The organism is Pseudomonas sp. 2822-17 (assembly GCF_002742485.1).
Taxonomy (GTDB): Bacteria; Pseudomonadota; Gammaproteobacteria; order Pseudomonadales; family Pseudomonadaceae; genus Aquipseudomonas; species Aquipseudomonas cyclaminis.
Genome location: NZ_LJRZ01000925.1, coordinates 1 through 236, shown reverse-complemented (window position 1 = coordinate 236; position 236 = coordinate 1). Strand labels below are relative to the sequence as shown.

The window sequence follows — 236 nt, the reverse complement described above, 5'->3', positions numbered from 1 at the left end:
TCCCAGGGAAATCAAAGAATGTCATATCAGTACCAGGACTTCCTGTGTCGTCCGCAAAAAATAAGTGATAGGTCTGAATGTCATCTTGATTCACTGTCTTTTTTACCAAACGCATTCCTAACACGTATGTGAAAAACTCATAATTCTTCTCGGCGCTACTCGTTATAGCTGTAACATGATGTATCCCTTTTAAATGGTTCATAAAAACTCCTCCAAATATGGTCTTGACGTTACAC

1 protein-coding gene is annotated in these 236 nt (G+C 38.6%); it reads right to left on the bottom strand.

Annotated elements, in window-relative coordinates:
- A partial coding sequence (locus AOA60_RS29730; protein ID WP_178075437.1) for a VOC family protein occupies positions 1-202 on the bottom strand: 202 nt, incomplete at its 3' end.
- Positions 203-236 lie beyond the last annotated feature (34 nt).